The sequence below is a fragment of the Phaeodactylibacter xiamenensis genome, from assembly GCF_000759025.1.
Classification (GTDB): domain Bacteria; phylum Bacteroidota; class Bacteroidia; order Chitinophagales; family Saprospiraceae; genus Phaeodactylibacter; species Phaeodactylibacter xiamenensis.
In genome coordinates, this window is sequence record NZ_JPOS01000082.1 from 62,383 (window position 1) to 86,759 (window position 24,377).

A 24,377-nucleotide genomic window follows, 5' to 3' on the forward strand; every position below is an offset into this window, starting at 1 on the left:
CAGGCACAGAACAGGTTGTATAGGAATGAAAAAATTACTTACCCAGTAATAAGCCGAGTGAAAAAATCAGCCGTTCTGGGCGCTGATCGAAATCGTATCGCTGATCGTTGAAGTACATGTGGTCACCAAAGCGGGTGAAGTTGCCCTGATAGCGTACATCGAGCATAATATTCCAAATGTCGAGCCCCGCCCCAATCTGATAACCGTAGGTTAGGTCTTCAAAACGCTGTTCATAGTTTTCATAGGCCAGCAAATCAGAGGTGCTATTGATATACACGTGCCCCAATGGCCCGCCACAGAGCCGCAGTGCACCAATGCGATATTGGAGCAGGAGTGGGATGTCAAGATATTGATATTTCTCAGAGAGGACTTTACGGACCGCTCCGGAACTTCTAAGCTCCTCCACTTCATAGTCCACCCGGTTGGAATTAAAGATGACTTCCGGCTGTATGATCCATTTTTCACCGAGGGGGATTTGCAGGACAAGCCCGCCCTGAATACCAAACTGTGCCTCGTCTACATCGAGGTTTAGCTCAGGCGACCTGCCTCCTTCGGGGATATTGTTGGGGCTTGAAGGCACGTTGAGGTTGACCAGCCCGGCACGTATACCGATGCGGACCTGGGCAGATAAAGTTAGGGCGCATAGTGACAGCAGGGTGATCAAAGTCGGGATTTTCATATGCATATGTTTTATGGTTTTCGAATGTTCTTTTCCCAAAAGTAAACGAAGCGGGTGCTTCGGGGTTCCGTTCGTATTTTTATTAACCACAAATTTAGGCTATAATTGCTGTCTTGGATAAAATCAGATTTTTCCTATGGAAATCAAACAGACGGCATTTGCCGGAAGCTTCGCAAAAGAATCGCAGTGCCCGCGTGACGGTAAGCCGGAATATGCGTTTATCGGCCGCTCAAACGTAGGCAAGTCTTCGTTAGTCAATATGATTTGCAAACGGAAGAGCATTGCCCGTATTTCCCGCACGCCGGGCAAAACCCAACTCCTCAATTATTTTTTGGTTGACGGGTTATGGTACCTGGTTGATCTGCCGGGGTACGGGTACGCCAAAATTTCCAAGAAAAAGCGGGCGGAGTGGCAGCGAATGATCCGGACGTACCTCAAAACCAGGTATACCCTGCAATCGGCCTTTGTGCTTATTGATAGTAATGTGCCCCCTCAGGAGATTGACCTCGACTTTATGAATGAATTGGGAGAGGAGCAGATCCCTTTTGCGATCGTATATACTAAAGCAGACCGCCTCAAGCCGCAGGAGCTGGAGGACAACCTGGCGCAAATCCGTAAGGCTATCCTGCAGCACTGGGAATCGCTGCCTCCTGAATTCATCACCTCTTCCAACACGGGGCTCGGCCGGGAGGAGCTGCTAGCATACATTGATCAGGTCAATAAGCAGTATTTTGAACATCACGAGGACCTGTAGCAACCGGGGAGCCCGAACGTAGAAGCCAATGAAAAAGAAAGAACAGCAAACAGGCTATGAGCATGTGATACCGGATATTGAGGACTGGCCAATCTATAAACTGAGCCAGGACCGGCGCAATTTTATTGCGGACATCGATCAGTTCATCACAGACCGCTTTATGCGGCAGCCCACCCCTAAGCTTACGGATATCTTATCTAAGACCATTTACCTGGAGCGCATCCGTATGAAAGAGGAGCCCTGGAAAGTGGACCCGCCGAATGAGCGTCAGTTTTGGCGTAAAATTCGCAATCAACTTATGGGGCAGTCGCTGGACCGCAGCGAAGAAGAAGCGCGCCGGACCAATGAAGAGTTGCTCCGGAAAATCGTCCACCGGTACTCTGAAGAAATCGTTGGTACTTTCCAAAAAGGCACTTTCCTCTTTGCCCGGCGGTTTTTGACCTTGTTTTTTACCCGTTTGCTCAACACCGCTGCCAGCCGTAACTGGCGGCGTTTTTGGGGCAGTAAGCACCGGCTTCAGGACCGGCTTCTGGTCAGGGGGCATGTAGAGACCATCCGGGCCTTGATGAAAAAAGGCACGGTGGTGATCGTCCCCACTCACTTCAGCAACCTCGATTCTATACTGATTGGGTATGCACTGGACTCCTTTGTTGGGTTGCCCTCCTTTTCCTACGGAGCAGGACTCAACCTTTATAATACAGGTTATACGGCTTACTTTATGAACCGCCTCGGTGCTTACCGTGTGGACCGGCGTAAGAAAAATCCGATCTATCTGGAAGTACTCAAAGGCATGTCCAAACTTTCCATTCAGCGAGGGGTCAACAGTCTTTTCTTCCCGGGAGGCACACGCTCACGTTCCGGTGCCCTGGAGACTAAACTGAAGCTGGGCCTGATGAGCACTGCAGTAGAAGCTCAACGGGCTATCTACGAGGAAGGCCGGCAGGAGAAGGTTTTTATCTGTCCGCTTATTCTGGGCTATCACTTTGTGTTAGAGGGGCAGTTCCTGATTGATCAGCACCTTAAGCGGATGGGCAAGGAGCGCTACATGCAAAGCCGGGATGAGTTTTACAGCTTCCGCAAGCTCACTAAATTTATCTGGCAGTTCTTTTCTCAGGAAAATGATATTACGCTCTCCTTCGGTCAGCCTATGGACGTGCTGGGCAACTACGTAGATGCCGATGGCCACAGCTTTGATCAGTATGGTAATGAAATCAACCTGGAAGAGTATTTTTATACCGCTGGCAAGGTCACTAAGAACCTCCAACGGGAATCCGAGTACACCAAGCGGCTGGGAGAGCGAATTGTAGAGCGCTATTTTAAGGATAATATCGTGCTGAGCAGCCATCTGGTGGCCTTTGCTGCCTTCCAGATTGTGAAAAATAAAAACAGCCGCCTCGATCTTTACGGTATCCTGCGCCTGCCGGCAGATGATTATGTCTTTCCAATGGCGACGATGCGGGAAGTGGTGGGGCAGCTACGGCAACGCCTCATTGATATGGCAGAAGCCGGAGAGGTAAAGCTGTCGGAACAAGTGATGTATGATGTGGATCAGCTCATAAAAGACGGCATCAGCCGATTGGGGACCTATCACATAGCCAAACCATTGCGCTTCAATAAAAAAGGGCAAATCATTAGTGAAAGTTTCAAGGTGTTGTATTTTTATCACAACCGCCTCACCGGCTACGGGCTGGAAGAAAAGGTGCAGTGGAAGCAATTTGACCTTGAAATGGTTTAACCCCTATGATCAAACGATTTTTTCTTTCGGAACGCAATATGATGGCTGCAATCCTGGTCAATGCAGTGCTCATCTTTATGCTGTATTTTCCGGGATGGAGGCACAATGAATGGCTGGAGCTGATCGATCATGTCTTCATCCTCTTTTTTCTTCTGGAAGCAGCCGTTAAGCTTTACACGCTCAAACCGCGCTATTATTTTGCTGACCCCTGGAACCGTTTCGACCTGATCATTGTCCTGGGCAGCCTGCCTTCTTTGCTAGTGCAGGTCATACCTGTACCCGATACCTCGCTGCTGATCATTTTGCGCTTGTTCCGCCTGATTCGCCTGATTCGTTTTATTCGTTTCGTGCCGCATTTGAGTAAAGTGATTACCGGTTTGGGGCGGGCGCTGCAGGCCTCGCTCTTTGTTCTGCTGGCTTTATTGTTCCTCAATCTGTTGCTAGCCATATTCACCTGCCATTTTTTTGCAGATGTTGCTCCGCAGTATTTTGGAGACCCCCTTATTGCATCTTATTCTATTTTCCAGATGTTTACCGTGGAAGGATGGAATGAAATTCCGGCCACGATCGCCCAAAGTCTATCAGAGCGGCAGACTCAGGCAGGGATTTTTAACACGAGTATCCTTATTGGGCTGACCCGGCTCTACTTCGTGCTGGTGGTGTTGCTGGGCGGTGTTTTTGGCATGTCCCTTGCCAATGCTGTCTTTGTTGATGAAATGACTATGGACAATAATGATGCTCTGGAACGTAAAGTTGATGACCTGCACAACGAAATAAAGGAACTTAAAGCTCTGCTGCTACGTAACGCACAAAAAGAAAACCCATGAACTTCATCGTTTACGATCTGGAAGCAACCTGCTGGGAAGGGCGGCCGCCCAATAAAACACAGGAAATCATTGAGATTGGTGCGATATCAATAAATGGTTACGGGGAAGTTACGGGCTCTTTCAACAAATTTATCCGGCCGGTGCTCAATCCCAATCTATCCCTTTTTTGCCGGGACCTGACCTCTATCGAACAGGAATATGTCGACCGGTCTAATGAATTCCCGGAAGTTATTGAGCACTTTCAGGATTGGGCGGAGATTTTTGATGAAGACTACCTGCTCTGTTCCTGGGGTGCTTTTGACCGCAAAATGCTCATACAGGATTGCGAGCTGCACGGAATGGAGTGGGAGTGGGCAGAACACCACCTGAATGTGAAAAAGGAATATGCAAGAATGCGCGGGCTGCGCCGCCCGCGTGGGCTTCGCGCTGCCGTGGAAAAAGAGGGTTTTGAATTCACTGGCACCCACCATCGGGCGATAGACGATGCAGAAAACCTGGCCAAGTTGTTTATCAAATACCTCGATGAGTGGCAGTATTAAGAGAACCGGCAATGCGCAGTTCCATCGCCGGTTCTTCTATGCTCCATTTAATTTAGAAGCCCATGCCTACGGTAAGCTTGTAAAAGGAGTCATTGCCTTCCAGTACATCGCTGCCGAAGGCAAACCGTGCCCAGGTGCTGCCGTTAGGGTTAGAGAATTGCAGGTAGGGTCCGACCCACTGATAGACATCGGATGATTCCTCCACATCAGATCCGCCGGAAAGGATGAGGTGTTCCCAGTGCGCACCAAAAGATAGGAAGTCCAGCGCTTTGTAGCCTGCGTTCAGCCAGTAGTGCGTGTAGGCCAAGGTGGAACCCTCTTCACGTAGTGGTGCGTAGTAGCCCAGGTAAAACTCTCCTTCCAGGCTCTCTGTACTTAGCCCGACGGTTAGGTTAGGCACGATACCATCGCCCATAATGCCAGGGCCGGCTGTGGCACTGGAGAGCAAGTTGCCACCAAGGAAACCTATCTGTGGAGTGATGCTGATAGACTCAGAAGCTTGAAAGCTTACCCCCATGCCAAATTCTGTCCAGTTGCCCCAGCCTCCACCAGTGCCTCCGGACCAAAGGATGCCATAAAAGGTAAAGTCCATCTTGTCGCTAACGCTGTAGCCCCCGGAGAAGAAAGGGTAAAACCCAAAGAACTGATCCGAGTTCAGCGTGACGTTCATGCTAAATTTGTTCTCTTCCTCCTGAGCCTGAGCTTCCTGAGCTGAAAAAACTAATGCCAGGCAGCTGATTGTGGCCAATGCTAAACGCTTGAGGTGGTTAAAATGCTTCATTTTTAGTGAGATTTGTTGGTTGTGAAATGAGTGTTCAGGTTACTGCCTGTGCAGCAACCGGTGCAATGCCCCTTTGGTGAGCCAGTACAATACAATGCCTGGCTTTACGTCGGGCGCAAAGCGATATGGATAATGCGTAAAATGAGTCTTAATGCCCCGGTGCATGGCATTTTTGCCGGGGAATAGCTTGGTCAGGGTTGGTCTATTTGGAAAGGAGGTATCCGCTTGTGTTGGATGGTACCAAAAGTAGGGGCAGAAGGGGAGTTATACTACTCTGATTTTTCATAATGTGTTATACCAAAAGCTTAATTCAGAATTTAAAATTCTGTTAATCAGTTGATAAAATCATTTTTGATGTTATGCCCAAGTTGATTTTATTGCTTTTGGATGTAATTGTGTTGCTATCAGGTTTAATCCAGATATGCTCAAAATATGAATAGCCTTGCCCGATTAAAGGGAAGGCTATTCAGGGTTATTGCTATCAGCATTGGAGCTGGAATTATAAGGGTTTCAGCTCCAGGTTTTTCCATTTGACCCGGATGCCGCCACCATCGTGGATTTGAAGGCAAATGCCGCCTTCGCCCGTCCCGATTTTTTCGTCCTTTATCCTGACCATACGTTTGCCGTTAAGCCAGGTAGTTACCCGGTCGCCTTTGGCTTTGATTTTCATGGTATTCCAGGCATCAGCCATCAGTGCTGCTTCTCTCCGGGCACTGGGCTTGATCAGCCAGCCTCTGCCGTAGGACTCGTAAATACCTCCGGTATGCTTATTGGGCGGGGCTACTTCCACCTGCCAGCCTTGTACTTTCGTGCCATCAACCGTTGAGCGGAAGAAAACGCCGCTGTTGCCGTTCGCCTCCTGCAGGAATTCAAGGGTAAGCACAAAGTCGTCGTAGAATTCAGTAGTGCAAAGGTAGCCGTACTGTTCATCCGGACCACTCTCAGAAATTAGCAGGCCTTCCTCGACGTACCATTTTTCGGTGCCGTAGGCTTGCCAGCCGTTAAGGTCTTTTCCGTTAAAAAGCTGCTGCTGTGCGCTAAGGCTGAGCGAAAGCCACATTAGGGCAAATCCAAGTAATACTCTCATAGCGGGCGGATTTTGATGTTCTTAAACCAGATTTTGCTGCCGTGGTCCTGCAAGCCGATTAGCCCGGACTTGGCAACGCCATAGTCAGGATAGCCTTTCCACTTGCCGACCTCCTTGCGCATCTGCCAGTCGGCAGACCAGGGTTCGAAACTGAGCATTTCTGCCCCATTGAGCCAGTAGGTTACTTTCTCCGGGGTGAAGCGGATTCGGCTGCTGTTCCACTCGCCTGCCGCCTTAACGGGCTTGTCTTTTTTAGGCACATACATACCGTAATCAGCCCCCACGTACTGATTGTCAAGCAGCGCTTGCTCAAATCCAATATCGTCGAGCAACTGATACTCCGGAGCATTTTCATACATGGCATGGTACTGTTCTCCTTCCAGAATATGGTAGAAAATCCCGCTGTTGCCGGTTTTTTCGATCTTCCATTCCAGGTAAAGGTCAAAGTTTTCAAAGTTTTGCTTGCCATATACAATATCCCCTCCGGAACCTGTGGTCATAAGCACCCCCTCCTGAACGGACCAGGTGGGCGGAAGGCTGTCCTGATTGTAGCCACGCCAGCCCTCAGTGGATTGGCCATCGAAAAGGAGCATCCAGCCTTCTGCTTTTTCGGCTTCGGTCAGGGTGTTATCAGCGGCGGGCGCTTCAGGCTCCGGAGTTGCGGCTGAGGCTTGTTCCTGTTCAGATGTAGCGCCTCCACATCCCACAATGAGAAGCGTTAAGGCTAAGAATAATAGGTTCTTCATACAGTTGATTTTAGTTGATTAGTCGTTTTGAATAGCGATCGATCTGGATTTAAACCACTTTCATATTTACTGGGTCCCAGTCAATAAACCGGTTTTCAAAGTAGCTGTCGTTGCACAAAAGTGCCGGTGCACAGGCCCGGAAGCCGAAGATGGGGTCCTCCACGACTTGCCCGCCTTCGCGTATGGCGCGGAAGAGGTTGCCAAAGTGGTCGTAGTGGGCGCCTTTATAGCCTTTTTCCACCTCGTAGACCATCTTTTGGGGTGGCAGGATTTGTTTGCGGTCGCTGCGGGTACCTGTTTCTTTCTCTTTGGCATCCAGGAAGGGATCATCACTGTGAACGGTGCGGTTGCGCTCAACGGTGACATCATTCCAGCCGATATTCATGGAGCCTTTGCTGCCGTTGATTTTAAGATAGGTAGAGCCGCTTGTGCCATCCACGAAATTACAGCGCAGGGAGAGGTTGAAGCCCGGGTGCGCTTCGCTGTCAGGGTAGTTGAACATGCCCAGCAGGACATCAGGCACTTCCCGGCCGTCCTTCCAGTACCGCAGTCCGCCCATGGCCGCGATGCGCTCCGGGCCTAGGGAACTGGTGATGAAATGGAGGCTGGAAAACAGGTGTACAAACAGGTCGCCCGACATGCCCGTGCCGTAATCCCGGTAGTTGCGCCAGCGGAAAAAGCGCAGAGGGTCAAAGTCACGCTTCGTGGTATTGGAGATGTACGTGGCCCAGTCCACCGTCTTTTCGCTGGCATCCTCAGGCACCGGGTATTGCCAGGCACCGGCAGGGGAGTGGCGGGCCCAGAATCCCTCAGCGTAGTTGATGTCTCCTATTACCCCGGCTTCCAGCAGCTCTTTGGCCTTTTCATTGCCCAGAGAGGACAGGCCCTGACTGCCTACCATAAAGACGGTGCCATAGGCTTTCCAGGCATTAATCAGCTCCTGGCCTTCCCCAACGCTGTGCACCATCGGTTTTTCACAGTAGACGTGCTTGCCCGCTTTCATCGCATCAATGCTAATGGCTTTGTGCCAGTGGTCGGGCGTGCCGATGATGACCATGTCCACGTCCTTGCGTTTTAGAATGTCCTTGTAGTTCTTGGTCAGGAAAAGGTCCTGCCCCCAGCGCTCTTTAGCCGCTTCAAGCCGCCCGTCGTAGAGGTCACAGGCCGCAACGATGCGTATGCCCTCGTGCTCCAGTGCGGTATTGACATCCACGGTGCCCATACCCCCTGCCCCGATCACAGCGATATTCAGCGTCTGTCCCGGTGCAGGGCGCGGTTTAGGTTTTAATATTTCATAAGGTACAGGGGCTTCCTGTGCCACCGACCTGGCGGCACCAGCCAGCGCAGCGCCTGCTAAGCCTGCTTTTTTGATGAATGATCTGCGGTTTTGGCCCATAATTTGGTGGTTTCGTTTTGTGGTTTGATGAATTTAGCGCTTTAAATTAGGAAAAGGAGGAAGGAACTCCTACAATGAAGCCGTGTTTATGCTGTTAGGAAAGGGAAAAGATGAGCATTTCTTCCCGAATTGTATTATCTTGTTGTGATACCAACTGTTTGTTTATGTCAACTGTAATTGCTGCTATGCCACTGACCAATGAAGAGCTTTCTAAAACCGATGAACCGTTGCCGCTCCGCTATCCGGCATCGGAAGCAGAATATTGGTCGCTCGCACAGGAAGCAGAGTATCGGGCAGACTACTACCGTGGAGAAATCATCGCGTCTATGAGTTATGAATCTGAAAACCATGCAGAGATTATGAATGAACTGATGTTTCATTTAAAGTCTATCTATCGTGGATCAAACGTCCGCTTTGGCAACAGCAACCGCCCGGTCTGTATCCCAACCTGCGGTAATGCCATTTTCAATCCGGACGGCTCCGTCATTCAGCTGCCGGCCTGCTTTTATGAATACCAAAAAGGCATGCGGGCAGATTTGACGCCCATCGTGGTTTTTGAAGTGCTCTCGCCTTCCACCCGGGTGCGCGACCTGGGCGAGAAGCTGCCTTGTTACAAGCAGATTGAAGGCATTGAGCACATTCTTTACGTTGACGGGGCTACCGTTAAAGTACACCACATGCAGCGGCAGGGGGATAATCAGTGGCTGGAAACGGTCTACACGGAAAAAGAAGTACACTTCGAAATCAACGGGAAGCCTATTAAAGTCGGGGATTTGTATGCCGGCGTTGATTTTGAAAAACCTGAAGATCAGTCTGGTAAATAGCGTGCCGGTATCGGCTGCTCCTCTGTTTCTCCCATCCAATAGACACTGACAATCCACCAGCGCTTTTCATCATAAAGCAATTGAATACTGTTAACGCCACGGGCAAAGGGTTCCTTGTCCGCTTTTGAACGGTAAGACTCATAGGTGCTGAATACAGGTGTGACCGTGCCATATGTTTCGGTGACCCGATGTATTTCTTTTTCGTGGAATCCGTTTTCCTCCAGCTATTTCCCTGAAGTAAATCGTCATACTTTTGCAAGGGATTGAAAATATTTTCCATACACATTTGTTTTTCTAAATCAAATGCCGTTATCTTTGGCGCAAACGCAATCGAAATGAATTCTTTTACAAGCAATAACTGGTGGTGGTGGCACAATCGTTCGGGAGACCGGGTGAAGTGACACGGCTATGCTTGTAAAACTCAATCAAGATAAAAAGCGGCTTGTCGATTCACTCGGCAAGCCGCTTTTCTGTTTCACCGCATAACGAAATCATTCATGCCAACGCTTACGGACACGACATACAAAATCAAAACCACGGTCAGGCGATACCTGGCGGACACGGTTACGCCGGTGACGCTTTACCTCAAGGCGCGTGACCATTTCTCAGAACCGGTGCTGCTTGAGAACAACGACTTCCGCAATAAGGAGGATTGCTACTCCTTCATGGGGCTGGGCGTGCTGGGCAGCTTTCAGGTGCAGAACTTCCAGGTTACGGAGCGCTGGCCGGACGGCACAACGGAGCAGCATCAGGTCACTGATACCCTTGCTGTCCCGGCAGCGATGCAGGGTTTTCTCAAGCGCTTCGAGGTGGAACAGGATGCTGCCTACGCCGGCTTTAACGGGCTGATTGGCTACACGGCTTTTGATGCGGTGCAGTATTTTGATACCCTGAAGTTTGATGCAGAAAAGCGGCGCTTCGATTTGCCGGATATCCGCTACAATCTTTACCAGATCATCATCGCGATCAACCATTTTAAGGATGAGCTGTATGTGCTGGAAAATCTGCCGGAAGGTACGCCCTCCCGTATGGATGAGGTGGACCGGCTGATCAAAAGCCAGAAGTTTGCCACCCATCATTTTCAGCGGGTGGGGGAAGAAGAGAGCAACCTCACCGATGAAGAATTTATGGAGCTGGTGCGCATTGGAAAGCATCACTGCCAGGTCGGGGATGTCTTTCAGATTGTCTTCTCCCGGCAGTTTTCCCAGAAGTATACCGGTGATGATTTTAGCGTGTACCGGGTGCTCCGTTCTATCAATCCTTCGCCCTACCTTTTCTACGCTGATTTTGGGAGTTACCGGATATTTGGCTCCAGCCCGGAGACACAAATGTCCGTAAACAAAGGCAAGGCAGTGGTCAATCCCATCGCCGGCACCTACCGACGTACCGGCGATCTGGAAGAAGATACCCGCAATGCCCTGGAACTGCGCGATGACCCTAAGGAAAATGCCGAGCACATCATGCTGGTCGACCTGGCCCGCAACGATCTGGGGCGCCACGCTACGAATGTCAAGGTGGAATCCCTCAAAGATATTCAGTACTTCAGCCACGTGATCCATCTGGTCTCCAAGGTGACCGGTGAGCTGGGGCCGGATACGAACCCGGTTCAAGTCTTTGGCGATACCTTCCCGGCAGGTACGCTTTCCGGTGCGCCTAAGTACAAAGCCCTTGAGCTAATCAATCAGTACGAAAATCAAAACCGCAGCTTCTACGGCGGTGCCCTGGGGTACATCAACTTTAATGGAGAGATGAACAACGCTATCGTCATCCGCTCTTTCCTGAGCAAGGACAATACCTTGTACTACCAGGCCGGCGCGGGCATCGTCGTGGCCAGTCAGGAAGCCAAAGAATTACAGGAAGTCAATAACAAACTGGGCGCGCTCACCAAAGCACTGCGCGAAGCCGAAAAACTCTAAAACATGAACATACTCGTTCTCGATAATTACGATTCTTTCACCTTCAATCTGGTGCAGTACATTCAGGAACTGCTGGAACAGGAGGTGACCGTGCGCCGCAATGACGCCATTTCCCTCGAAGAAGTGGACGATTTTGATGCCATCGTGCTTTCTCCCGGCCCGGGCCTGCCCGCTGAAGCCGGAATCATGCCGGAGCTGATTCAACGCTATGCTCCCACCAAGCCTATCCTTGGCGTTTGCCTCGGGCATCAGGCGATTGGTGAAGCCTTTGGCGCTGATTTGCTGAACCTTGAGGAAGTCTACCACGGCATTGAAACTCCGATTACCCGGGTAGTGGTCGATGCGCCCCTGTTCCTGGGGCTGCCGGATGAGTTTCAGGCCGGGCGCTACCACAGCTGGGTGGTGAAAAAGGACAGCCTGCCGCCGGAACTTGAAATAACCGCGGTGGACGACCAGGGTGAAATTATGGCGATGCGCCACCGGGATTACAACGTGCGTGGCATGCAGTTCCACCCGGAGTCCATCATGACACCGGAGGGCAAACAAATGCTCGCCAATTTCTTCAAGTATTGCGTAACCCCTGAACCGGTAACTGTTTGATTATGAAAGCAATTCTTAACCGTCTCTTTAACCATGAGCGGCTTAGCCGGAAGGAAGCCCGGCAGGTGCTGCTGGATATTTCCCACGCCCGCTACAATCATGTACAGGTGGCCAGTTTTATGACGGTCTTTCAAATGCGACCGGTGGCGATTGCGGAGCTGCAGGGGTTCCGGGATGCGCTCCTGGAACTTTGCGTCCCCTTCGAAGTGGAGGGCATGGAAACCATTGATATTGTCGGTACGGGAGGTGATGGGAAAAACACTTTCAATATCTCCACCACTTCGGCTGTGGTCGTGGCTGGTGCGGGTTATAAGGTGACCAAACATGGCAGCTACGGCGTATCTTCTTCCGTAGGGTCTTCCAATGTGTTGCAGGAGCTGGGCTACACCTTTACCAATGACACAGACACGCTGTGCCGTCAGCTTGATCAGGCGAACATTTGCTTTTTGCATGCCCCGTTATTCCACCCGGCTATGAAGGAAGTCGTACCCGTGCGCAAGCAGTTGGGTATGAAGACCTTCTTCAATATGCTTGGCCCATTGGTCAATCCGGTGCAGCCTACACATCAGTTGTTTGGGACGTTCGACCTAGAGCTGTCGAGACTGTATCAGTACATTATGCAGGAAACCGGTCGGCGCTACAGCATCGTTTATGCACTCGATGGGTACGATGAGGTCTCCCTGACCGGCCCTTTCCGGCTGCGCACCAATGAGTCGGACACCATTTTCACCCCGAAGGATTTACAGGCGCCGCAGTTGCAGCAGCAAGACCTGCACGGAGGCGACACGCCGGAAGAGGCGGCACGTATTTTCCGTTCGGTCCTTGAGGACACCTGCACTGAAGCTCAAAAAGCTGTCGTTGTAGCCAATGCCGGCCTTGCTATACAGTGCCTGCGCCCGGAGCAAAGCTTGTCCGATTGCATGGTGGAAGCCCGGGAAAGCATCGAAAGTGGGAAGGCCCGGCGTACCTTAGACCAATTGATTTCCATGAATTAAATCTGGCCTAAACTGGCCAACAAACAAGAAAATATGAACATCCTCGATAAAATCGTCGCCCACAAAAAGCAGGAGGTCGCTCAGCGCAGGGAACGCTACCCGGTCAAACTGCTGGAGCAAAGCATCTACTTCGATACCCCGGTGGTCTCCCTGAAGCAGTACCTCCGCCGGCCTGACAAATCGGGCATTATCGCTGAGTTTAAGCGGCGGTCTCCGTCCAAGGGAGATATTAACCCCTATGCATCCGTAGAGCGGGTGTCGATTGGGTACATGCAGGCCGGGGCATCGGCGCTTTCCGTGCTCACAGATGGCGAGTTTTTTGGTGGTAAGAATGCCGACCTTACGGAAGCCCGGGCATTCAACTTCTGCCCCATCCTTCGTAAAGATTTTATCATTGAGGAGTACCAATTGATTGAAGCCAAGTCGATTGGTGCGGATGCGGTGCTGCTCATTGCAGAGTGCCTGGAGGCTGGTCAGTTGGCTGCGCTGGCGAAGCAGGCCAAAGCCCTGGGGCTGGAAATCCTGATGGAAGTGCATAGTGCCGGGCAGTTAGCCAAATATGTGCCCGAGATTGATGCCGTGGGGGTCAACAACCGCGACCTGACCACCTTTAATGTAGATATTGCTACTTCCCTGGAGCTGATCGGGCAATTACCGGAAGGCGTAGCGCGGGTATCCGAAAGTGGCATCAGCGACCCACAGGTGGTGGCAGAGCTCCGTCATGCGGGGTATGAAGGCTTTTTGATTGGGGAGCACTTTATGAAGCAGGCAGAGCCTGGCAAGGCCTGCCAGGAATTTGTGAAGCAAGTCAGGCACGTGGAAGCGCTGCTGGACGGTGCAATTGCTGAAAATTAAATACTATACTGGAATGCAAATAAAAGTATGCGGGCTGCGCGAGCCGGAAAATATCCTGGAAGTCGCCCCATTGCCTGTCGATTGGCTGGGGTTAATTTTCTACGCCAATTCACCAAGAGCAGTAAAGCCTAAACTGGCGCAATGGCTGGAAGAGCAGGCGGAAGCGCTGTCCGGTAAAAAGCGGGTAGGCGTTTTTGTCAATGCAGAAATCGAGGAGGTGCTCAATGCCGTCCACGATTTTCAGCTCGACCTGGTGCAGCTGCACGGTGAGGAAAGCCCGGAATACTGTCAGCTCATCCGCAACCTCATGGAAACCACTTCCATGCGCAAAGCAAAGCTGATGAAAGCTTTTCAGGTAGGTGATGTTTTCGATTTCAACCGGGTGTATCCTTACGCTGCCCACTGTGCGTACGTGCTGTTTGACACGAAAGGCAAACACTACGGTGGCAATGGCGAACAGTTCAACTGGGAGCTGCTGCAGCAATATCAGGGCGTGACGCCATTCTTCCTTAGCGGGGGCATTGGCCCGGAAGATGCAGCCGAAGTATTGGCTTTCCGCCACCCACAGCTATTTGGCATTGACCTGAATAGCAAATTTGAAACCGCTCCGGGCGTTAAGGGCCCCGGCTTGCTGAAACCCTTTCTCGAAACTTTGAAAAACAACACCTTATGATTGCAGTGGATGAAAGAGGCTACTACGGAGAGTTTGGCGGGGCTTACATACCCGAAATGCTCTATCCGAATATTGAAGAACTCCGGCAGCGGTACCTGGAGATTATGCAGGAGGAGACTTTCCAAAAGCAGTTCCATCGCTTGCTGCGTGATTATGTTGGACGGCCCTCGCCTTTGTACCTGGCAGAGCGGCTTTCGGAGCATTATAACACCAATATTTACCTAAAGCGGGAAGACCTCAACCATACCGGCGCTCACAAAATCAACAACACCATCGGGCAAATCCTGCTGGCTAAGCGGTTGGGCAAAAAGCGAATTATCGCCGAGACAGGTGCCGGGCAACATGGCGTGGCCACAGCTACTGTCTGCGCCCTTATGGGCATGCCCTGCGTGGTCTACATGGGAGCAGTGGACATCAAGCGGCAAGCCCCTAACGTTTCCCGTATGCGTATGCTCGGGGCGGAAGTGCGCCCGGCAGAAAGCGGCAGCCGAACGCTGAAGGATGCTACTAACGAAGCCATCCGGGACTGGATCAACAACCCCGTGGATACGCATTACATCATTGGTTCTGCTGTAGGTCCACATCCTTATCCGGATATGGTCGCCCGTTTCCAATCTGTGATCAGTGAGGAAATGCAGTGGCAACTGGAGGAACACACCGGTCGTGCTAAGCCGGATGCTGTGATTGCCTGCGTTGGCGGTGGGAGCAATGCCGCTGGCGCCTATTTCCACTACCTGAATGAGCCCGACGTGCGCCTTATCGCGGTGGAAGCCGCTGGGAAAGGGGTGCATTCCGGGGAATCGGCAGCGACAAGCATACTGGGAACCAAAGGTATCATTCACGGCAGCCGCACATTGCTTATGCAGACCAAAGACGGACAGATTGTAGAGCCTTATTCTCTTTCCGCGGGGCTGGATTACCCTGGTATTGGGCCTATGCACGCCCACCTCATTGCCAGCGGACGGGCAGAAGCCATCAGCATTACGGATGAGGAGGCCCTTAAAGCCGCCTACTTCCTGTCGAGGAAAGAGGGCATTATCCCGGCATTGGAGACTTCCCATGCGTTTGCCGCGCTGGACGTTATGGAATACAACAGCAGTGATGTCATCGTCATCTGCCTCTCAGGTCGGGGCGACAAAGATCTGGAGACCTTCATTAATCATTTTGATGACTATCAAAACGGAGCATTATGAGCCGATTGCAACAATTATTTGCACGAAAGCCCAAGGATATTCTAAATGTCTACTTCACTGCCGGCTATCCTGCCCTGCACGACACCGGCAAGGTCATCCGCGCATTGGATGACGCTGGGGTGGATCTGATTGAGGTGGGCATGCCCTATTCCGACCCGCTGGCAGACGGCCCCACGATACAGGAGAGCGGTCAGCAGGCGATTCAGAATGGCATGACCCTGCCGCTTTTGTTTGAGCAGATTGCCGAGGTTCGGCAGCATACCGATATTCCGCTGGTGCTGATGGGATATTTTAATCCAGTGATGCAGTACGGGGAGCAGCGCTTTTTCGACCGTTGTGCAGAGGTGGGCATCGACGGCTTAATCCTACCCGATCTGCCGATTTATGAATACGAAAACTTCTACCAGGAAGGCATCGAAAAAGCAGGGTTGGACATTAGCTTTCTGATCACCCCACAGACAGGCGACGAGCGCATCCGCCAAATCGATGCACTGAGCACCGGGTTTGTCTACATGGTTTCCAACTCTGCTATCACAGGAGCGAAATCGGGGATTTCAGAGGAGCAGATCGCCTACTTTGAGCGCATCCGGAGCATGGAGCTGGAAAGCCCGCGCCTGATAGGCTTTGGTATTTCCAGCCACGAAACCTTCCAAACGGCTTGTCAGTACGCCAACGGAGCGATCATTGGCAGTGCTTACATCCGGGCGCTTGGGAAAGGGCAGCCCGTAGACGAAGCCACTCATCAGTTTGTACAACAAATTCTCAAAACACCCATCCCTCAAGACTAACCTATGATCATTCAACTCGAACCGAATATTAAAGCGGATCAACTGCAGCAGCTGGAAGAACGACTTGACGCTATCCGATACAGCACCACACGGGTAACGACGCAGTTTGCAGACTACATCATTGGCGTAGGCAAGGCTGAATTCGATATCCGCAGCATTGGTACCCTGCCGGGCATACGCGATATCCACCGGGTAAGCGATGCCTACAAGCTCGTGTCCAAAAAGTGGAAGGTGGAAGACACCGTTATCGACCTTGGCGATGGCATTCAGTTGGGTACGGGTCACTTTGGTATTATGGCGGGCCCTTGCTCGATAGAATCAGAGGAGCAGATTGAAAAGACCATCACGCACCTGCAGCAGGAAGGCGTGCGCATTATGCGGGGCGGCGTGTACAAACCCCGTAGTTCGCCTTATTCATTTAGGGGGCTTGGTATAGACGGGCTGAAAATGTGGTACAAACGCACCCGGGAAGCCGGTATCAAAATCATCACCGAGGTCATGATGGTGGAGCAAATCGAAGCCATGGCAGATTACGTCGATGTATTCCAGGTCGGCGCACGCAACTCCCAGAACTTCAACCTATTGGATGCCTTGGGTGAAGTAGATAAGCCGGTACTGCTAAAGCGCGGTATTTCCGGTACCATCGATGAATTGTTACAGGCCGCTGAGTACATTTTTTCCAACGGAAACGAACGGGTTATGCTTTGTGAGCGTGGCATCCGCAGCTATGAAACGGCCTACCGGAACACGATGGATGTCAATGCCATCGCTATGCTTAAGGAAAAGACACATCTTCCGGTCATTGCTGATCCCTCTCACGGTATCGGCCTGCGCCGTTATGTAGATAAGATTGCGCTGGCTTCCATCATGGCAGGTGCAGATGGCGTCATCATGGAAGTCCACGAACAGCCCGAAAAAGCCTTTTCAGACGGGCAGCAGACGCTGAGCTTTCCGGAGGCGGCACGTTTGTACCGGCGTATGCGGCAGGCTTATGAGTTGCGGGAGGCTTTTTAAAGCAAACACCCTCATTGTCGCTGCATTCTACCGATGAGCATGGGAACTGATACCGACCACTGCTTGTTTATCTCTTTGATAAACTCCCTGACCAAATGGACGCTATTCAAAAAGCAGTGGGGGATTTACCCTCACCCATAAAATCTGAAGCGATGAGTATTCTAGATGCGTACGAGGCTCGAGGAGAAGCCCGTGGCAAAGCCAAAGGCTACAGCGAAAAAACTCACCAGACTTGTATTAACATGATCCAGGATGAGTTTGATAATGAAACGATCTGCCGAGTTTTGGAAGTAGAGGGTACTTATGTAGATGAAGTGCGGGAACAATTAAAAGAAGAAGAACAGAAAAGTTGAATTGCAATTAGTCCTTAATTAGGGCGCTTTGCCCCCAGATCACATCTAATATTTGACAGGTAATCCCAGCTATTCCGAATATACATGACGCGAAGCGATTTGGGCATGTTCTGACCGATAGCTTCAGTAGCCCCAAACCTCTTCAGTGTCAGTATAGCTACAGATTTATCCTCGTTTTTCGATACTTGCCATACCTTTTTCCAGATCAGACCGTATATCTTCAATATTTTCTATTCCAACGGATAGCCGGATCATCCCGTCGGAAATGCCTGCCGCCTCCCGCTGTTCCACGGGTACTCTCAGGTGAGACATGGTTGCAGGGTGCATGACTAGGGTGTCCACATCGCCCATAGTCGGAGCGAGGGTGCAAAGTTCCAGCCCTTCAACAAATTGCCGCCCGGCATGGAGCCCTCCTTTCAGTTCAAAGCTCACCACACCACCAAAGTGGCGCATTTGCTGCCCCGCCAGTTGGTGGTCGGGGTGGTCGGGTAGTCCCGGGTAATTGACGCGGCTAACTTGTGGCTGCTGAGTCAGCCATTCGGCAATCTGGGCGGCATTCTGGCAGTGGCGTTCCATGCGGAGTTCCAGGGTTTTCATGCCGTTGTTCAGCAGCCAGGCTTCAAAGGGGCTGCCATTGGTGCCGAGGAGTTTCAGGGCAGGGAAGACCTGTTCCTGCATCGTCTCCTTGTCCTTGCCCACTATGGCACCGGCGGTGGAATTGCCGTGCCCGTTGAGGTACTTGGTCGTGGAATGCACTATGTAGTCGGCGCCCAGGAGCAGTGGTTGCTGCAGGTAAGGGGTGGCAAAGGTATTGTCGGCTACTGCAATCGCCTGATGACTATGGGCTAATGCGCTAACCGCTTTGATATCTACACAGCTCAGTGTGGGGTTGGCAGGGGTTTCGAAGTAGACCATCCGGATGGCAGCGTGCTGCTCCAGCGCTTTAGCAACGGTATTCAGGTCGGAAAGATCTGCCAGGATAACCTCAAAGCCGAGCGGCTGAAGCACTTTCCGGAAAAGCTCATCGGTCCCTCCGTACAGGTTGGGTTGGGTGAGAATGGCATCTCCCGGTTGCAGCAAGCCGATACAAAGGGTACTAATAGCCGACATGCCTGAGCTGCAAAAAAGCCCATGTCCTTCCTCCCCGCTACCATGCATTTCCAGCTGAGCAATTTTTTCCGCTACGGCATCAATGGTTGGATTGCCAAAGCGGCTGTAGAGATGCCCCGCCTGTTCGCCACTGAACACCGCCATGCCTTCCGGCAAATCGTCAAAAGCAAAGGAGGAAGTAGCATAAATGGGGAGTTGATGAGGGCGGGTGGTCTTCGTGTCCCGGGCAGCACGTACGCATTGTGACCCAAATTGTAAGTTTTTCATACCAGCAAGGTGTTTTGTTTATTTGAAGGAAGGTTATACGCAATACGAAGTGGTTTGCGACATCGGAGCAAGCCACTTCCCAGCGTAAATACTGACATTGAGTAGGTTTGCTGTGGCAAACCACTTAATCGTCAGTATAAACAGTCGCCTCCACGTAAATGTTAAGACCCTGATGAGATTGGCAAGATTCATATAATTTGGTGTGTTCATTTTCTGTAACTTTGCCCGCTAAATAAGCGACACCCGACACCATTCCCAAAAAACAGGCCGTAGAAAAAGCGATGGAAGATAATACTTCAGACGAATATTTTGAGCATAAGGTCATCAAAGCGGATCCGAAGCAGTCCATGATCCGGATTGATAAATTCCTGAATGACAAGCTACAGCACGTTTCCCGTAGCCGGGTGCAGGATGCCATAAAACTAGGCTCTATCACCGTAAGCGGGAAACAGGTGAAGCCGAACTACAGGATCAAGCCGGGGGATGAGATTGAAGTCGTTGTCCCTCAGCACTATGCGGAGAAGGCGAGCTTTGTCAAACCGCAAAATATCCCTCTCGACATCCGCTACGAAGACGATGATCTGCTGATCGTGCACAAACCGGCTGGTATGGTGGTGCACCCCGGTGTAGGCAATCCGGACGGGACGCTGGTGAATGCGCTCGCTTACCACTTCAACTTTGAGGAGCTTCCGGTACTGGAGGGCAATACCCATCAGCAGGTGGGATTAGTGCACCGGATCGATAAAGACACCTCCGGGCTTTTGGTGGTAGCGAAGACCGATTATGCGATGACCCACCTGGCAAGGCAATTCTTTGAGCATACCATCGACCGGCGCTATGTAGCTATGGTTTGGGGCGGTTTTGAAGAAGAACAAGGCACCATCCGTGGGAATGTGGGCCGTCACCCGCGCTTCCGCCAAAAACATACCGTCTTTCCGGAAGGGGAGGGCGGGAAATGGGCGGTGACCCACTACCGGGTACTGGAAGACCTGTACTACGTTTCTTTGGTGGAATGCAAGCTGGAAACCGGGCGGACGCACCAAATCCGGGTGCATATGAAGCACATTGGGCACCCACTTTTCAATGACCTGAAATACGGTGGCGACCAAATCGTGAAGGGCACGGTTTTCAGCAAATACAAATCGTTTGTAGAGAATACCTTTCAGGTATTGCCGCGTCAGGCCCTGCATGCCAAAAGTCTTGGATTTACCCATCCGGCAACTAAGGAGCGCATGCATTTTGAAAGTGAGCTGCCGGAGGAGTTCGAACAAGCCCTGGAACGCTGGCGCACCTATCTGCGGGACCGTCAGGCCAAGAAACAGTTGTGATGAACGCTCAGGATTACATAGCACACACCCGGCGCTGGTTGGAACAGATTGTGATTGGGCTTAATTTCTGCCCGTTTGCCGCAAAACCCTATCGGCTTGGGCAAGTCCGCATTCAGGTGTCGGAAGCAACTACTACTGAGGGCTTGTCGGCAGACCTGATTGCGGAGGGAGAATACCTGATCAGCCGCCCGTGGAAGGAAGTGGAGACTACGCTGTTGATACACCCGCACGTACTGAGCAACTTTTTTGACTACAATGGCTACCTCCGCGAAGTTGAAGCGCTTATTATTGAAGAAAATTGGGAAGGCGTGCTGCAGGTGGCTTCCTTCCATCCGGACTATCAGTTTGGAGGGGAGGCACCGGATGCCGTATCCAACTATACGAACCGTTCGCCTTATCCGATGCTACACCTGATCCGGGAGGAACGTTTGGAGGCAGCGCTGGAGCATTACGAAGCCCCGGAAGACATCCCCAACCGGAATATTGCCCGGCTGGAAGCTATGGGGCGCACCGGCATTTTAGATCTATTGCATCAGATCAAATCAAAAAGCAAGACATGACATTATCCGAGCGCATAGAGGTGTTGGGTCAACTGGGCGATCACCTGCTGGGCAAAGATGAGTACCTGGAAGCGGTTATGAAACGTACCGCTTTTCACAATGGCTGGTTTACCGAAGACAGTCAGCAGGAAGCGGTCCGGGAAATAGCGGTACAGATGCTTAACCGAGACCGGCTGCAGGAGTGGCTGTCGCGCTACGAGCTAACCGTAAAGAGCCCTAAGAAAGTGGGGATAGTCATGGCTGGGAATATCCCGTTGGTTGGATTCCACGACTGGTTGTGCGTATTCGTAGCCGGGCATCAGGCGCAGGTGAAGATATCTGAAAAGGACCCTTTTCTTTTTCCGTACCTGATGAAAATACTGGAGCGCCTGGATGTACGGACGCAGTTCTATACAACAATCACTGACCGCCTGCAGGGATTTGATGCGGTGATTGCGACGGGGAGCAACAACTCTGCCCGCTACTTTGAGGCGTACTTCTCAAAGTATCCCCATATCATTCGCAAAAACCGGAACGGAGTAGCCGTGCTAACCGGAGACGAGACGCCCGCTGAATTGCAGGAGCTGGGAAAAGACATATTTCGGTACTATGGACTAGGCTGTCGAAATGTGGCTAAATTGTACGTACCGGAAGGGTATGATTTTGACCCTTTACTGGAAGCCTTGCACGAGTACCGGGAAGTGGTGCTCAATACGAAGTATAAGAACAATTTCGATTACAACTACGCCTTGTTCGTACTCAATAAGATGGAATTTAAAGCCAATGGTTGTATTCTGCTGGTGCAAGATCCGGCCTTGCAATCCCGCATTGCCTGTCTGCACTATGAGCCCTACAGCTCATTAGGGCAAGTCGTCAAAGAACTGCAGGAACGTGAAAGTGAGGTGCAGTGTACCGTTGCCAAAAGCGGAGTACTGCCAATACCCGCATTTGATTTTGGCAAGGCACAGGAGCCGGCACTTTGGGATTATCCGGATGGAGAGGATACTTTAGCTTTCCTTGCCGGGCTGTGAGTAAAAATTGGTTGAATACTGAAAATTAAGGCAGAAATGCCTTAATTTGTAAATTGAATTGCAAATTAGGCATAAAAAATAGACTTTACCGGGTATTGCGGTTGCAAAGCGGTTGACGCTCAGCTTGCTGAGTCTTGTTTAGGAGCTTGTTAAGCCGCGAAGAGAATATTTTTTCTTTACCCGTCCCAACACAGAAAACTACATTACCTCACAATATGAGTAGTTTTGATAAGATCTTTTTAGTAGATGACGATAAGATCTTTCTAATGACCGCAAAATTCAGCCTGAAACGGGTATTTCCTGAGGCCGATATACAGTCTTTCAGCAATGCTGAGGAGGCAATAAACCGTCTGATACAGGAAAAGCCGGACCTGCTCCTGCTCGATTTGAATATGCCGGTCATGGACGGCTGGACTTTTCTGGAGCAACTGGAGGAGAAAGGATCAGCGGTGACCTTCCCGATTTACATTGTTTCCTCCTCCATTGATCCGTCTGATATTAACCGGGCTAATGAGCATAGCCACGTGATGGGCTTCATTGAGAAGCCGTTGGATGAGCAGAAGGTGAAGGCTTTGATTGAGGGGTAGAAAAAGGGTTCCCGAAAAAGCTACTTTCACGCTGGATTTGGAATAAAAAAAGCGCAACACCGCTGATGAGCAGTGTTGCGCTTTTTGGTTTAATGCATTAGTGGTCTCTTCTTATCTGAAAATCAGTTTTTGGAAGGAAACCCCATCTTTTAGCCTAAGTTTAAGATAATAAGTACCTGCCGGCAGTGCCTTTCTGTAAATCGTGTGCTGATAGTTGTTTACATCGAAATAGGCTTGTACCATTTGACCGTTGGCATTGTACAATTCCATTGTTTTTATGGTGTGCTCCGGAGCAACACTGATCAACACTTCAGAAGTTGCAGGATTTGGAGCAGCGAGTACACCGATTTCTGAAGGCTTGATGTGATTAGTGCTTACTTCGAGGCACGGAGATAATTCCAATGCTACACAGGCTCTGGGGCCAGCATAGGCCATAATGGTGTCCCAGTAAGTCCGGGCAACTTCAGGCATCGGGGGTTCCATAGCATTCGGGTTGTCTTCTGCATAGAAATCCCACTGGGCAGACTCCTGAGGGTCAGAGGAAGGGAACGGGAATAATCCGTTCAAACCATCGTTTCGGCTATTGGCTACAGCTGAAAAGTCTTCTACATTAGGTCCATTGACGTTGTCGAAAATATCGTTGTTACCTAACTCATTCATTCTTGCCTGAATGTCATAAGAACCAGAAACTTCAACTACGGCAAAGTCGTCAGATGGATCGTCGGGGTCACCCGTTCCTGGCACTCTTAGAACTCCGGTTTCGTATGGAGCAAATGGATCGGTAGGAACATGGAAGGATATCCATGGCGGTGTGTTTTCATCTATCCAGCTAATATCACCCAGTGCACCTCCATTATTGACTGCAACGCTAATGTCAGAAGGGATAGGGTCTCCGTTTGCGTAGGTTACATGGTTTGGAATGCACAATGTGTCTCCGGCAGGCAGAACAGGGTAGCCCGGTGGTACTAATCCTAAAGAGGTACCATCAATATTGCCATTGACGGCTTCAATAACCATAGGTACAGTAGGGCTTGGGCCGGGGCCATCAAGGTCAATCAGGAATTTCGGGATAACGATTTCCATATATTCGTCGATAGTAGCTGTTGCTGCGACAATATATCCGCCTGTACCGACGCCCCAGAGTCCAATTTTATCCGGATCGATTTGATAAGGATTTACATTGCCCTGGTCATCACCGTCTACTGCTAATTTTCTCATAAAACGGACAGCAGTACGGGCATCCTGAACCCCACGGTAAGCGGCGTTAATCAGGAAAAACTTACGGAAGTCCTGAGAAGGATCGATTGGGTTCCAACCCTTACGGTAATCTACAGCGGCAGCGATGTAACCCCGGGAAGCAAGCCGGTTGCACAGTTCAACAACAGTTGAATCGGTCTTCGTTCCTCCGGTAAGGTTATTGGCAGGGAAAGGAAGGAAGTTGCCGGTGTGAAACACAAGCATTACCGGGCGGTCACCTGGTGCATCAACAGGCTGATAAATGTCCATCACCAGCGGGCGCGCAATCGCTTCCGTTGTTTGCTGGGCAATTACAGGCATGATGGTAGCATTAACGCCATATACAATATTGGAGGTCACCTCCACATCGAACTGCGCGTCAAGGTACAGGGTTTCGTCCTGTGCCTGAAGGCTTACCGAGGCTAAAACCAAGGCAAGCAAGAAAAACAGCGAGTTAATCTTTTTTTTCATAGTCAAAGATTTCATGTTTGGTTATTGCAAAATTATCTTTATTAATAAGTTGT

At 50.8% G+C, this 24,377-nt stretch carries 25 protein-coding genes; 18 read left to right on the plus strand and 7 right to left on the minus strand.

All coding sequences use genetic code 11. The annotated features are described in order from the left end of the window. Positions 1-34 precede the first annotated feature (34 nt). Positions 35-679 (minus strand): porin family protein, encoded by a 645-nt coding sequence (locus IX84_RS22220; RefSeq protein WP_044226072.1) that lies wholly within the window; start codon positions 677-679, stop codon positions 35-37. Between the two features lie 136 nt (positions 680-815). Here IX84_RS22220 and yihA point away from each other — a divergent pair, with 136 nt between their 5' ends. From yihA to IX84_RS22240, 4 genes are read left to right on the plus strand one after another with little or no spacing between them, the layout of a single operon-like run. Further along, positions 816-1,433, plus strand: a complete 618-nt coding sequence (gene yihA, locus IX84_RS22225; RefSeq protein ID WP_044226074.1) for a ribosome biogenesis GTP-binding protein YihA/YsxC — start codon at positions 816-818, stop codon at positions 1,431-1,433. A gap of 28 nt (positions 1,434-1,461) precedes the next feature. Further along, on the plus strand, positions 1,462-3,168 hold the full coding sequence (locus tag IX84_RS22230) for a 1-acyl-sn-glycerol-3-phosphate acyltransferase (protein WP_044226077.1): 1,707 nt from the start codon (positions 1,462-1,464) through the stop codon (positions 3,166-3,168). Between the two features lie 5 nt (positions 3,169-3,173). Next, entirely contained in the window at positions 3,174-3,995 is an 822-nt protein-coding gene (locus IX84_RS22235) for an ion transporter (protein ID WP_044226080.1), read from the plus strand. Further along, positions 3,992-4,534 (plus strand): 3'-5' exonuclease, encoded by a 543-nt coding sequence (locus IX84_RS22240; protein ID WP_044226084.1) that lies wholly within the window; start codon positions 3,992-3,994, stop codon positions 4,532-4,534. The genes IX84_RS22235 and IX84_RS22240 overlap by 4 nt, the downstream gene beginning before the upstream one ends. A gap of 52 nt (positions 4,535-4,586) precedes the next feature. Here the strand turns inward: IX84_RS22240 and IX84_RS22245 are convergent, their stop codons facing one another. The 4 genes from IX84_RS22245 to IX84_RS22260 all read right to left on the minus strand — a co-directional run bounded on the left by IX84_RS22245 (position 4,587) and on the right by IX84_RS22260 (position 8,544). Further along, positions 4,587-5,315: a DUF6733 family protein gene (locus tag IX84_RS22245; protein WP_044226087.1), complete on the minus strand. Its 729-nt coding sequence runs from the start codon at positions 5,313-5,315 to the stop codon at positions 4,587-4,589. Between the two features lie 499 nt (positions 5,316-5,814). Then, on the minus strand, positions 5,815-6,402 hold the full coding sequence (locus IX84_RS22250) for a 3-keto-disaccharide hydrolase (protein ID WP_044226090.1): 588 nt from the start codon (positions 6,400-6,402) through the stop codon (positions 5,815-5,817). Next, positions 6,399-7,148, minus strand: a complete 750-nt coding sequence (locus IX84_RS22255; RefSeq protein WP_044226093.1) for a 3-keto-disaccharide hydrolase — start codon at positions 7,146-7,148, stop codon at positions 6,399-6,401. The genes IX84_RS22250 and IX84_RS22255 overlap by 4 nt, the downstream gene beginning before the upstream one ends. A 49-nt stretch (positions 7,149-7,197) precedes the next feature. After that, positions 7,198-8,544, minus strand: a complete 1,347-nt coding sequence (locus IX84_RS22260; RefSeq protein WP_044226096.1) for a Gfo/Idh/MocA family protein — start codon at positions 8,542-8,544, stop codon at positions 7,198-7,200. Between the two features lie 164 nt (positions 8,545-8,708). Here IX84_RS22260 and IX84_RS22265 point away from each other — a divergent pair, with 164 nt between their 5' ends. From IX84_RS22265 to IX84_RS22310, 10 genes are all read left to right on the plus strand, one after another. Next, positions 8,709-9,368 (plus strand): Uma2 family endonuclease, encoded by a 660-nt coding sequence (locus IX84_RS22265; RefSeq protein WP_160213880.1) that lies wholly within the window; start codon positions 8,709-8,711, stop codon positions 9,366-9,368. Positions 9,369-9,865: 497 nt separating this feature from the next. Beyond that, positions 9,866-11,284, plus strand: coding sequence for an anthranilate synthase component I family protein (locus IX84_RS22270; RefSeq protein WP_044226101.1), 1,419 nt, complete (start codon positions 9,866-9,868; stop codon positions 11,282-11,284). A gap of 3 nt (positions 11,285-11,287) precedes the next feature. Next, a complete protein-coding gene (locus tag IX84_RS22275; protein ID WP_044226103.1) occupies positions 11,288-11,884 on the plus strand; it encodes an anthranilate synthase component II in 597 nt (198 codons plus the stop codon). Positions 11,885-11,886: 2 nt separating this feature from the next. Beyond that, positions 11,887-12,879 carry an anthranilate phosphoribosyltransferase gene (gene trpD, locus IX84_RS22280; protein WP_044226106.1) on the plus strand — a complete coding sequence of 331 codons (993 nt, stop codon included), beginning with the start codon at positions 11,887-11,889 and terminating at the stop codon, positions 12,877-12,879. Positions 12,880-12,912: 33 nt separating this feature from the next. After that, on the plus strand, positions 12,913-13,734 hold the full coding sequence (gene trpC / locus IX84_RS22285) for an indole-3-glycerol phosphate synthase TrpC (RefSeq protein ID WP_044226108.1): 822 nt from the start codon (positions 12,913-12,915) through the stop codon (positions 13,732-13,734). A gap of 13 nt (positions 13,735-13,747) precedes the next feature. After that, positions 13,748-14,407, plus strand: coding sequence for a phosphoribosylanthranilate isomerase (locus tag IX84_RS22290; RefSeq protein ID WP_044226110.1), 660 nt, complete (start codon positions 13,748-13,750; stop codon positions 14,405-14,407). Beyond that, entirely contained in the window at positions 14,404-15,600 is a 1,197-nt protein-coding gene (gene trpB / locus IX84_RS22295) for a tryptophan synthase subunit beta (protein WP_044226112.1), read from the plus strand. The genes IX84_RS22290 and trpB overlap by 4 nt, the downstream gene beginning before the upstream one ends. Further along, on the plus strand, positions 15,597-16,388 hold the full coding sequence (gene trpA, locus IX84_RS22300; protein ID WP_044226115.1) for a tryptophan synthase subunit alpha: 792 nt from the start codon (positions 15,597-15,599) through the stop codon (positions 16,386-16,388). Before trpB ends, trpA begins: the two co-directional genes overlap by 4 nt. Positions 16,389-16,391: 3 nt before the next feature. Further along, complete coding sequence (gene aroF, locus IX84_RS22305; RefSeq protein ID WP_044226118.1) at positions 16,392-17,402, plus strand: 3-deoxy-7-phosphoheptulonate synthase; 1,011 nt, start codon at positions 16,392-16,394, stop codon at positions 17,400-17,402. A gap of 95 nt (positions 17,403-17,497) precedes the next feature. Next, positions 17,498-17,755, plus strand: coding sequence for a hypothetical protein (locus IX84_RS22310; protein ID WP_152605197.1), 258 nt, complete (start codon positions 17,498-17,500; stop codon positions 17,753-17,755). Positions 17,756-17,920: 165 nt separating this feature from the next. On the opposite strand, the gene IX84_RS22315 is transcribed toward IX84_RS22310, so the two are convergent. Continuing rightward, entirely contained in the window at positions 17,921-19,132 is a 1,212-nt protein-coding gene (locus tag IX84_RS22315; protein ID WP_044226121.1) for a trans-sulfuration enzyme family protein, read from the minus strand. 281 nt (positions 19,133-19,413) lie between these two features. Here IX84_RS22315 and IX84_RS22320 point away from each other — a divergent pair, with 281 nt between their 5' ends. From IX84_RS22320 to IX84_RS22335, 4 genes are all read left to right on the plus strand, one after another. Beyond that, positions 19,414-20,460 carry an RluA family pseudouridine synthase gene (locus IX84_RS22320; RefSeq protein ID WP_044226123.1) on the plus strand — a complete coding sequence of 349 codons (1,047 nt, stop codon included), beginning with the start codon at positions 19,414-19,416 and terminating at the stop codon, positions 20,458-20,460. Further along, on the plus strand, positions 20,460-21,020 hold the full coding sequence (locus IX84_RS22325) for a DUF1415 domain-containing protein (protein WP_044226125.1): 561 nt from the start codon (positions 20,460-20,462) through the stop codon (positions 21,018-21,020). The genes IX84_RS22320 and IX84_RS22325 overlap by 1 nt, the downstream gene beginning before the upstream one ends. Then, complete coding sequence (locus IX84_RS22330; RefSeq protein WP_044226127.1) at positions 21,017-22,030, plus strand: aldehyde dehydrogenase family protein; 1,014 nt, start codon at positions 21,017-21,019, stop codon at positions 22,028-22,030. The genes IX84_RS22325 and IX84_RS22330 overlap by 4 nt, the downstream gene beginning before the upstream one ends. 215 nt (positions 22,031-22,245) lie before the next feature. Then, the gene (locus IX84_RS22335; RefSeq protein WP_044226129.1) at positions 22,246-22,617 is read left to right on the plus strand and encodes a response regulator; all 372 of its coding nucleotides are present in this window, start codon (positions 22,246-22,248) and stop codon (positions 22,615-22,617) included. A 111-nt stretch (positions 22,618-22,728) separates the two neighbouring features. On the opposite strand, the gene IX84_RS22340 is transcribed toward IX84_RS22335, so the two are convergent. Further along, positions 22,729-24,324: a T9SS type A sorting domain-containing protein gene (locus IX84_RS22340; protein ID WP_044226130.1), complete on the minus strand. Its 1,596-nt coding sequence runs from the start codon at positions 24,322-24,324 to the stop codon at positions 22,729-22,731. Positions 24,325-24,377: the final 53 nt, after the last annotated feature.